General features: G+C 69.5%; 7 protein-coding genes. 4 read left to right on the top strand and 3 right to left on the bottom strand.

Annotated elements, in window-relative coordinates; all coding sequences use genetic code 11:
* Positions 1–73: 73 nt before the first annotated feature.
* Positions 74–1,165: an iron-sulfur cluster carrier protein ApbC gene (apbC, locus tag C667_RS15500; RefSeq protein WP_004368525.1), complete on the bottom strand. Its 1,092-nt coding sequence runs from the start codon at positions 1,163–1,165 to the stop codon at positions 74–76.
* A gap of 193 nt (positions 1,166–1,358) precedes the next feature.
* Between apbC and C667_RS15495 the strand changes: the two genes are divergently transcribed.
* The 4 genes from C667_RS15495 to C667_RS15480 all read left to right on the top strand — a co-directional run bounded on the left by C667_RS15495 (position 1,359) and on the right by C667_RS15480 (position 6,442).
* Positions 1,359–1,958 (top strand): OmpA family protein, encoded by a 600-nt coding sequence (locus C667_RS15495; protein WP_004368523.1) that lies wholly within the window; start codon positions 1,359–1,361, stop codon positions 1,956–1,958.
* A gap of 77 nt (positions 1,959–2,035) precedes the next feature.
* Positions 2,036–4,216: a methionine--tRNA ligase gene (metG, locus tag C667_RS15490; protein WP_004368521.1), complete on the top strand. Its 2,181-nt coding sequence runs from the start codon at positions 2,036–2,038 to the stop codon at positions 4,214–4,216.
* A 173-nt stretch (positions 4,217–4,389) separates the two neighbouring features.
* A complete protein-coding gene (locus C667_RS15485; RefSeq protein ID WP_004368519.1) occupies positions 4,390–6,081 on the top strand; it encodes a SulP family inorganic anion transporter in 1,692 nt (563 codons plus the stop codon).
* Complete coding sequence (locus C667_RS15480; protein WP_004368516.1) at positions 6,074–6,442, top strand: acylphosphatase; 369 nt, start codon at positions 6,074–6,076, stop codon at positions 6,440–6,442. Before C667_RS15485 ends, C667_RS15480 begins: the two co-directional genes overlap by 8 nt.
* Positions 6,443–6,537: 95 nt before the next feature.
* Here the strand turns inward: C667_RS15480 and dnaE are convergent, their stop codons facing one another.
* Positions 6,538–10,053, bottom strand: coding sequence for a DNA polymerase III subunit alpha (gene dnaE, locus C667_RS15475; protein WP_004368514.1), 3,516 nt, complete (start codon positions 10,051–10,053; stop codon positions 6,538–6,540).
* Between the two features lie 10 nt (positions 10,054–10,063).
* Positions 10,064–10,580, bottom strand: a 517-nt coding sequence (locus C667_RS15470) for a response regulator (RefSeq protein WP_004368512.1), incomplete at its 5' end; no start/stop codon positions are given.

Below are 10,580 nucleotides of genomic sequence, written 5' to 3'. Positions count from 1 at the left end.
AACGCGGCCCGAGCGCGCGAGCCAGGCCGCTGCCGCGCGCGCCCGCCGCAGCGCACGGGCGCGGCGCGCGCGATCAGGCCGACTTGAACACGATGTTGGGGAACTTGTGCGTCATGTCCTTCGAGCGCTCGGCGATACGCACCGCCACCTTGCGCGCGATCTGCTTGTAGATCGACGAGATGCGGCCCTCGGGGTCGGCGACCACCGTGGGCGCGCCGCTGTCGGCCTCGGTGCGGATCTGGATGTCGAGCGGCAGCGCGCCGAGGAAGGGCACCTTGAAGTCCGCGCACATCTTCTCGCCGCCGCCCTGGCCGAAGATGTGCTCCTCGTGGCCGCACTTCGAGCAGATGTGGATGCTCATGTTCTCGACCACCCCGAGGATGGGCACGCCCACCTTCTCGAACATCTTCACGCCCTTGCGCGCGTCGAGCAGCGCGATGTCCTGCGGCGTGGTGACGATCACCGCGCCGGTCACCGGCACGCTCTGCGACAGGGTGAGCTGGATGTCGCCGGTGCCCGGGGGCATGTCGATGACGAGGTAGTCGAGGTCGTCCCAGGCGGTGTCCTTGAGCATCTGGTTGAGCGCCTGCGTGGCCATGGGGCCGCGCCACACCATCGGGGTGTCGGCGTCGATCAGGAAGCCGATCGACATCGCCTGCAGCCCGAATGCCTGCAGCGGGATCATCGTCTTGCCGTCGTCCGACACCGGGCGCTGGTCGCCGATGCCCAGCATCTGCGGCTGCGAGGGACCGTAGATGTCTGCGTCGAGCAGGCCGACGCGGGCGCCTTCGGCCGACAGCGCGAGCGCGAGGTTCACCGCGGTCGTGCTCTTGCCCACGCCGCCCTTGCCCGAGGCCACGGCGATGATGTTGCGCACGCCCGGCAGCAGCTTCACGCCCTGCTGCACCGCGTGCGCGACCACCTTGCTCGACACCGTCACGGCGACGCGCTCGACGCCCGGCAGCTTCGCCACCGCCTCGCTCAGCAGCGCGCGGATCGGCTCGTGCTGGCTCTTCGCCGGGTAGCCGAGCTCGACGTCGAAGCGCACCTCGCCGCCCTGCACCGAAAGGTTGCGGATGCTGCGTCCGGCGACGAAATCCTTGCCGGTGTTGGGGTCGATCACCTGCTTGAGCGCTTCGGTGACGGTTTGCTGGTCAAGACTCATCGCGTTTTCCTCGAAAATCGGTGCACCCGACGCCGGGTGGAAGCGGCAGAATCATACCGGAGCGCAGCGCAGGACTCACCCGCGTTCTGCACAGGGTTACTCCGCGGGCTCGCTCTCCGGCCCGCCACAGTCCCGTTGCCCGCCCATCCGTTCGACGAATCTCCCGCGCGCCGCGCACCGGCGCCCCATGCACATGACTGCTCGCACTGCCCGCCGCAAATCCACTTTCCCCACGGCGCTCGTCTCCACCGCCCTGCTCGCCAGCCTGCTCGCCGCCTGCGCCACGCCTGGCGGCGGGACGGACGGTGGCACCGACGCGATCCACCGCCACGCCCTGGTGCGCACCGCGCCGCCCGCGCCGTCCTGGAGCACGCTGCACGAGCAGCTCGGCAAGGCCACCGCCGGGCTCGCCGGGGTCGAGCTCGGCAAGGTCGACAAGGCCGGCTTCCACGTGCAGGTCCCGGTCGCGGACGGCTTCGCCAGCGGCAGCGCGGAGATCCGCCCCGCTCTCGGACGCGCGCTCGATGCGCTCGCGCCGGCACTCGCCGCCGAGACCGGCGTCGCGGTGCGCGTGCTCGGCCACACCGACAGCCAGGGCAGCGAGATGGTCAACCTGCGCCTGTCGATCGCGCGCGCCGAGGCGGTGGTGGCGTGGCTGCGCGAGCGCGGCATCGCGCTCGACCGTCTCGCCGCCGACGGTCGCGGCGAGGCCGACCCGCTCACCTCCAACGCCACCGAGGAGGGGCGCGTGCGCAACCGCCGCATCGAGCTGATCCTCTCGCCCATGCCCTGAGCGCTCGCCACGGCGCGGCAGCGCGTGCCGCTTTGTTAAACTCTCGTCTTTATCCGGCACCGACCCCCGCACCCATCATGTCCCGCAAGCTCCTCGTCACCAACGCCCTCCCCTACGCCAACGGCGACATCCACCTCGGCCACCTCGTGGGCTACATCCAGGCCGACATCTGGGTGCGCTACCAGCGCATGCGGGGTCATTCGGTGCACTACGTGTGCGCGGACGACACCCACGGCACACCGGTCATGCTGCGCGCCGAGAAGGAAGGCCTCACCCCCGAGCAGCTCATCAATCGCGTGCATGGCGAGCACCTGCGCGACTTCACCGCCTTCGGCGTCGCCTTCGACAACTACCACTCCACGCACAGCGCCGAGAACCGCTTCTACGCCGAGGACATCTACGGCAAGCTCAAGGCCGGCGGTCTCATCGACACGCGCTCGATCGAGCAGTACTACGACCCGGTCAAGGAGATGTTCCTCCCCGACCGCTTCATCAAGGGCGAGTGCCCCAAGTGCGGTGCGGCAGACCAGTACGGCGACAACTGCGAGGCCTGCGGCGCGGCCTACGCCCCCACCGAGCTCAAGAACCCCTACTCCGCGGTGTCCGGCGCCAAGCCGGTGCTCAAAACCTCGGAGCACTACTTCTTCCGCCTGTCTGACGAGCGCGCGGTCGCCTTCCTGCGCGAGTGGACGCGCGGCACCAACGCCGCCGGCGAGCGCCGCCTGCAGATGGAGGCCGCCAACAAGATGAAGGAGTGGCTGGGCGAGGAAGGCGAGAACAAGCTCTCCGACTGGGACATCTCGCGCGACGCGCCCTACTTCGGCTTCGAGATCCCGGGCGCGCCGGGCAAGTACTTCTATGTCTGGCTGGACGCGCCGATCGGCTACCTCGCCAGCTTCCGCAACCTCGCCGCCAAGCGCGCCGCCGCGGGCGAGACGATCGCGGTCGAGGACTACACCGACGCCGCCCGCGCCGCCGCGGCCGGCACCGAGATGGTGCACTTCATCGGCAAGGACATCCTCTACTTCCACGCCCTGTTCTGGCCGGCGATGCTCAAGTTCGCCGGCTACGCCACCCCCAGCCAGCTGTGCGTGAACGGCTTCCTGACCGTCGACGGCGCCAAGATGAGCAAGAGCCGCGGCACCTTCATCACCGCGCACTCCTACATCACCCAGAAGCTCAACCCCGAGTGGCTGCGCTACTACTTCGCCGGCAAGTCCAACGGCACCATGGAGGACGTCGACCTCAACCTCGACGACATGATCGCCAAGGTCAATTCCGACCTCGTCGGCAAGTTTGTGAACATCGCCAGCCGCTGCGCCGGCTTCATCGGCAAGCGCTTCGACGGCAGGCTGGGCGAGGCCGACGCCGACGCCTGCGCCGAGTTCGCCGCCGCCTGGACCGAAGGCCGTGTCGCCACCGCGTACGAGGAACGCGACTACAGCCGCGCGCTGCGCGAGATCATGCGCCTGGCCGACCTCGCCAACCAGTACGTCAACGACCACAAGCCGTGGGAGCTGGCCAAGCAGGAGGGCCAGGAGGCCCGCCTGCATTCGGTGTGCAGCACCGCGCTGACCATGTTCCGCGACCTCACGCGCTACCTCAAGCCGGTACTGCCGGCGCTCGCCGCGCAGGTCGAAGCCTTCCTCGCCATCCCGGCCATGGACTGGCAGGGCGACTGGGCGGCGCTGCCCGCCGGCCACGCCATCCAGGCCTACAGCCACCTCATGACCCGCGTCGAGCGCAAGCAGATCGACGCCCTGCTCGAAGCCAACCGCGAGTCGCTCGCCCCGGCCGCTGCCGCGCCGGTCAAGGCGGAGGCGGTGGCCAAGGCGGCCTCCTCGCAGCAGCGCCACGCCGAGAAGCAGCCGCATTCGGCGCAGGCCGCGGAGGCCGCATCCGAACACATCGGCATCGACGACTTCACCAAGGTCGAGCTGCGCATCGCGAAGATCGTCGACGCCCAGCACGTCGAGGGCGCCGAAAAACTGATCCGGCTTGCGCTGGACATCGGCGAGACCGACGCGGCCGGCAACCCCAAGCGGCGCCAGGTCTTCGCCGGCATCAAGTCGGCCTACGACCCGGCCACCCTGGTCGGCCGCATGACGGTGATGGTCGCCAACCTCGCGCCGCGCAAGATGAAGTTCGGCATGAGCGAGGGCATGGTGCTCGCCGCCTCCGACGCCGCCGGCAACACGCCGGGCATCTTCCTGCTCTCGCCCGACGCCGGCGCGCTCCCCGGCATGAGGGTGAAGTGATCCGACCCGAGTAGCCGCCATGCCGCTCACACCCTCGAAACGCTGGATCGTCCTGCACCACGCGGGCCGAGGGTGACCGTCTCCGCAGTCCGCGCCGCTCGCCACGATACCGATGGCAGCGGCGCCGCCCGGGCCTCGCGCCCCGTCCTGAACCAGTACGCAGCGGAGACAGCATGAAACTCAATTTTCGTCCCAAGCTCTTCGACACCCTGCACGGCTACAGCCGCGCGACCTTCGTCGGCGACCTCTCCGCCGGCATCACCGTCGGCGTGCTCGCCCTACCGCTGGCGATGGCGTTCGCGATCGCCTCGGGCATGTCGCCCTCGGCCGGCATCTGGACCGCGATCGTCGCCGGCTTCCTGATCGCGCTGCTGGGCGGCTCGAAGGTGCAGATCGGCGGCCCCACCGGCGCCTTCATCCCGATCATCTACGCCATCGTCGCCGACCTCGGCGTGCAGAATCTGCTCATCGCCACGATGATGTCGGGCGTGCTGCTGTTCGCCATGGGCGCGCTGCGCCTGGGCAACATGATCCGTTTCATCCCGCTGTCGGTCGTGATCGGCTTCACCAACGGCATCGCGGTGGTGATCTTCATCTCGCAGATCAAGGACTTCCTCGGCCTGCAGATCGCCGACCTGCCGGGCGAGTTCTTCGCCAAGATGGGCGCGCTGATCGAAGCGCTCCCCACCCTGCACCTGCCCACGGTGGCGGTGGCGCTCGTGTCGCTGGCGATCCTGGTGGCGTGGAACCGCCAGGCGGTGAAGACGGCGTGGATGCGTCGCCTGCCCGGCCCGCTCGCGGTGCTGATCGTGATGACCGCGGTCAACGCCCTGGCCGCGCTCCCGGTCGACACCATCGGCAGCCGCTTCGGCGGCATCCCGCAGGAGATCCCCGCCTTCGGCCTGCCCGAGCTGAGCCTGTCCACGCTCGGCAAGCTGATCGCCCCGGCGATCACGATCGCGCTGCTCGGCGCGATCGAGTCCCTGCTCTCGGCGCGGGTGGCCGACAGCCAGATCGACGACCGCCACGACCCCAACCAGGAGCTCATGGCGCAGGGCATCGCCAACGTCGCCGCGCCGCTCTTCGGTGGTTTCGCCGCCACCGGCGCGATTGCACGCACCGCGACCAACATCCGCACCGGCGGACGCACCCCGGTCGCCGGCATGATCCACGCCGGCGTGCTGCTGGCGATCGTGCTCGCGCTCGCTCCCGCGGCCAGCCACATCCCGCTCGCCACACTGTCGGCCATCGTGGTCATCGTGTCGATCAACATGGGCGAATGGCACGCCTTCGCGCCCAGGGAGCTCGCGCGCTATTCGCTGAACTACCGCACCATCCTGCTCGGCACCTTCTTCATCACGGTGGTGTTCGACCTCACCCTGGCGGTCGAGATCGGCATGGCGCTGGCGAGCCTGTTCTTCATCTACCGCATGTCGGACCTCACCCGCATCGACCGCGTGCCGCTGGAGGATTTCTACGGTGTCGAAGCCTTGTCACATGCGGACGGCACGCCGCGCATCGTCGCCTACAAGCTCAAGGGCAGCCTCTTCTTCGGCGCCGCCAACAAGCTCGAGAACCTGCTGCTCGGGCTGCCGGGCCACCCCGAGGTGGTGGTGCTGGACCTGGACAAGGTGATCAACATCGACACCACCGGGCTGGACATCCTGCAGACCCTGCACCGCAACCTGCAAAAGCGCGGCGCCCACCTGGTGCTGTGCGGGCTCAACTCGCAGCCCGGCTCGATCGTTTTCCGCTCGGGCTTCAGCGACAAGCTCGGCGACGACAACATCACCGCAAACCTCACCGAGGCGCTGATCCGCGCCCAGCGCCTGGGCGGGCGCGAGCCGGAGATCGCCTATGCCTGACGCGAGACTGCCCATGCCCGACCGCGACCGTAGCCCGCCCGACGAGGCAGCGCCGCAGCCCGCTGCGTCTCCGCCCGCGGTGGACACGATCGCCCGCCAGCTGCGTATCCACGACAGGGTGCAGGGCGTCTGGTATCGCGGCAGCGCCACCGCCGAGGCCACCCGCCTGGGTCTCTCCGGCTGGGTGCGCAACCGCGGCGACGGGACGGTCGAGGCGCTCGCGATCGGCCCGACCGCCGCGGTCGAAGCCTTCATCGCCTGGGCCCACCGGGGCCCGTCGAACGCGCGGGTGTCGCGGGTCGAGGTGTTCGAGGCCGCGCTCGAGCCGCTCGCAGGCTTCGAGCAACGCCCGACGGCTTGAGCGCAGCCCTGCCGCGATCGCGCGGAGCCGACGCAGGACGGAGACGGAACGGCCGCGATCGCGCCTGGCGGCGCTCCTGCATGAAGCATCGCGCCTCAGGGGTACACCACCTCGACCGCCTCACCCGGCAGCCATTCGCGCAGGCTCTCCAGCAGCGCATCGTCCAGGCGCACGCGCCAGCCGTCTCCGAGCGGGAGCTCGGCCTCGGCGGCGGCGTTGCGATACGTCACGCGAATCGGGCAGCCCCCTTGACGGAAAGGCTCGAGCAAGGTCTGCAGCTTGCCCGCTGCGGCGACCGGTCCGCCCGTGCTGCCGACCTCTCCATTGATGCGCAATTGGAGGGCACGCGCAAAGCGACCACGTGCCTCACCCAGCGTCAGGATGCGATCGGCGATGATGCGCAGCCCGCCCGAGAAATCGTCGTTGCTCACCTTGGCCTCGATCACAACGACCTCGTCGGTGACGATCTTGCCGCGGCTGGCGTCGAGCACTTCCGAGTACACCGTGACCTCGCGCGGCTCGGTGCCGTCGTCGATCTGCACGAAGGCCATCTTGCCGCGGTTGCCCACCTTGGTGCGCTGCTCCATGACCACCCCGGCCAGCATGGTGAGGTCGCGCGAGGGCTCGAGCTGGGCCAGCGTGCGGCGCACGAAGCGGCGCACCTCGGGCTTGAAGGCGTTGAAGGGGTGGCCGGAGAGGAAGAAGCCGATCGCGAGCTTCTCTTCCTTGAGACGCTCGCGCTCGCTCCACCCCCTCACCCGGGCGAACTCCGGCGCCGCGCCGGCGGCCTCGGGCATCAGGTCGAAGAGCCCGCCCTGCATCGCGTTGGCCGCCGCCTGCTCGGCCGCCTCCATCGCCAGCGCCACGGTGGCCATCAGCTGCGCGCGGTCCAGGCCGGCGTGGCCGGCGAGCGTGTCCATGGCGCCGGCGCGGATCAGCGCCTCGATGACGCGGCGGTTCACCATGCGCCGATCCACCCGCTCGCAGAAGTCGAACAGGTCGCGGAAGTCTCCACCCTTCTGCCGTGCGGCGAGGATCGCGCGCACCGCCGGCTCGCCCACGCCCTTCACCGCGCCCAGTCCGTAGCGGATGGTCTTGCGATCGACCGGCACGAAGCGGTAGTCGGAGGTGTTCACATCCGGCGGCAGCACCTTGATGCCGTTGGCGAGGGTGTCCTCGTAGAAGATCTTGACCGTGTCGGTGTTGTCCAGGTCGGACGACATGGTCGCCGCCATGAAGGCCGCGCAGTGGTGCGCCTTGAGCCAGGCGGTGTGGTAGGTGACGACCGCGTAGGCCGCGGTGTGCGACTTGTTGAAGCCGTACTCCGCGAACTTGGTCATCAGGTCGAAGAGCTGCTCGGCGAGCGCCGGGTCGTAGCCCTTGTGCTTCGCGCCCTCGGCGATGGTGGCGCGGTGCTTGGCCATCTCGTCGGCCTTCTTCTTGCCCATCGCGCGGCGCAGCATGTCGGCGCCGCCCAGCGTGTAGCCCCCGATGATCTGGGAGATCTGCATCACCTGTTCCTGGTACACGATGACGCCGTAGGTCGGCTCCAGGCAGGCCTTGAGGTCGGGGTGGAAGTAGTCGATCTCCTGCTGGCCCTTCTTGCGCAGGATGAAGTCGTCCACCATGCCCGAGCCGAGCGGACCGGGGCGGTAGAGCGCGAGCACCGCGATAATGTCCTCGAAGCGGTCGGGCGCGAGCTTCTTCAGCAGCTTCTTCATGCCGTCCGATTCGACCTGGAAGATCGCCGTGGTGTTGGCGTCCTTCAGGATCTGGTAGGCGGCGGGGTCCTCGAAGCCCAGGCTCATCAGGTCGGGCCGGCTGCCCTCCAGGCGCGCCACGTACTCCAGGGCGAGCTCGATGATGGTGAGGTTGCGCAGCCCCAGGAAGTCGAACTTCACCAGGCCCACGGCCTCGACGTCGTCCTTGTCGAACTGCGATACCGGCGTGGCGTCGTCGCCGTCGGCGATGTAGAGCGGGCAGAAGTCGGTGAGCTTGCCGGGCGCGATCAGCACGCCGCCGGCGTGCATGCCGACGTTGCGGCTCAGGCCCTCGAGCGGCTGCGCCAGGCTCCACAGGTCGCGCACCGACTCGCCGTCGTTGCCGTCGGCCATCATCTCGCCGATCTGCGGCTCCATCTCGTAGGCTTTGTTGAGCGAGACGGGCTTGGCGCCCTCGATCGGGATCAGCTTCGACAGCCGGTCGCACAGGCCGTAGGGCAGGTCGAGCACGCGGCCGACGTCGCGCACCACCGCCTTCGAGGCCATGGTGCCGAAGGTGGCGATCTGGCTCACCGCGTCCTTGCCGTAGCGCTCGCGCACGTACTCGATGACGCGGTAGCGGTTGTCCTGGCAGAAGTCGATGTCGAAGTCGGGCATCGACACGCGCTCGGGGTTGAGGAAGCGCTCGAACAGCAGCGCGTACTCGAGCGGGTCGATGTCGGTGATGTCGAGCGAATAGGCGACCAGCGAGCCCGCACCCGAGCCGCGCCCCGGCCCGACCGGCACGCCGTTGTTCTTCCCCCAGCGGATGAAGTCGGCCACGATCAGGAAGTAGCCGGGGAAGCCCATCTGGATGATGGTATCGGTCTCGAACTTGAGGCGCTGCTCGTAGCGCGGGCGCTGCTGCTCGCGCTCGTCCGGATGCGGGTAGAGCTGGGCGAGACGGCGTTCGAGGCCGGCCTTGGCTTCCTGCACCAGGAAGTCGTCGAGCGTCATGCCCTCGGGGGTCGGGAACAGCGGCAGGAAGTTCTTGCCGAGCTGCACGCTCAGCGAGCAGCGGCGCGCAATCTCGACCGCGTTCTCGAGCGCCTCGGGCAGGTCGGCGAAGAGCGCGCACATCTCCGCCTGGCTCTTCAGGTACTGCTCTTCGGTGAAGTCGCGCGGCCGGCGCTTGTCGGCGAGCACGTAGCCCTGCGCGATGCACACCCGCGCCTCGTGCGCCTTGAAGTCCTCGCGCTGGAGGAACTGCACCGGGTGGGTCGCGACCACCGGCAGGCCGAGCCGGCCGGCGAGGTCCACCGCGTGGCGGATGTAGGACTCGGTGCCGGGGTGGCCGGCGCGCTGGATCTCGATGTAGAAGGCGTCCGGGAAGAGGCGCGCCCAGTCGGCGGCGAGCTGCTCGGCGAGCGCGAGGTTGCCGGCCGCGATCGCCGCACCGATGTCGCCGCTCATTGCACCCGACAGGCACAGCAGCGCGCTCGCCGCGCCGCCCTCGAACCACTCGCGGCGCATCTCGGCACGGCCGCGGTGCTTGTTCTCGAGGTAGGCGCGGGTGAGCAGCTCGCACAGCTGGCCGTAGCCCGCACGGTTCCTGCAGATCAGCAGCACACGGTGGGGCTTGTCGCGCTCGGCCTCGTTGCGGATCCAGGCGTCCACGCCGACGATGGGCTTGATGCCCCTGCCGCGCGCGCCCTTGTAGAACTTGACCATGCCGAACAGGTTGGCGAGGTCGGAGACGCCGAGAGCCGGCATGCCGTCGTCCGCCGCGGCGGCGATCGCCTGGTCGAGCTGGACGATGCCGTCGGTGATCGAGTATTCGGAGTGGAGACGGAGATGGACGAAGCGCGGCTGGTGCGGCGCCAGGTCGGGGGTGTTCGGGTCGGCAGTCATGGCGCGGATTTTACCCGAGCTCGCCCCCCTCCACGTCCTGCCCTGCAGCCTCGCGCGCCCCTCCGTCCGTCGCCGCCGGCAGCCAGTGCAGCAGCGCGGCGTAGAGCTTCTCGGGGATCACCGGCTTGGCGATGTGGTCGTTCATGCCCGCGGCCAGGCAGGCCTCGCGGTCGTCCTCGAAGGCGTTGGCGGTCATCGCCAGGATGGGCAGGACCTCCGGTCTGCGGCCCGGCAGCGCCCGGATCGCGCGCGTCGCCTCCAGCCCGTCCATCACCGGCATGCTGATGTCCATCAGCACCAGGTCGTAGTCGTGCTCGCGCACGCGCTCCAGCCCGAGCCAGCCGTTCTCGGCCACCTCGACCAACAGCCCGGCGCGCCGCAGCAAGGCCTTGGCCACCTCCTGGTTGATGCGGTGATCCTCCACGAGCAGGATGCGCCGCCCGGCGCGCGTCTCGCGCAGCCGCTGGTGGGCGCTCGGCACCGCGCCCGTCTTCGGCGCGGGCGGCGTGGCCGGCGTGGCCGGCGTG

This window comes from Thauera phenylacetica B4P (assembly GCF_000310225.1).
Taxonomy (GTDB): Bacteria; Pseudomonadota; Gammaproteobacteria; order Burkholderiales; family Rhodocyclaceae; genus Thauera; species Thauera phenylacetica.
The sequence above is the reverse complement of the archived record's forward strand: the minus strand, read 5'-3'. Positions and strand labels throughout refer to the sequence as shown.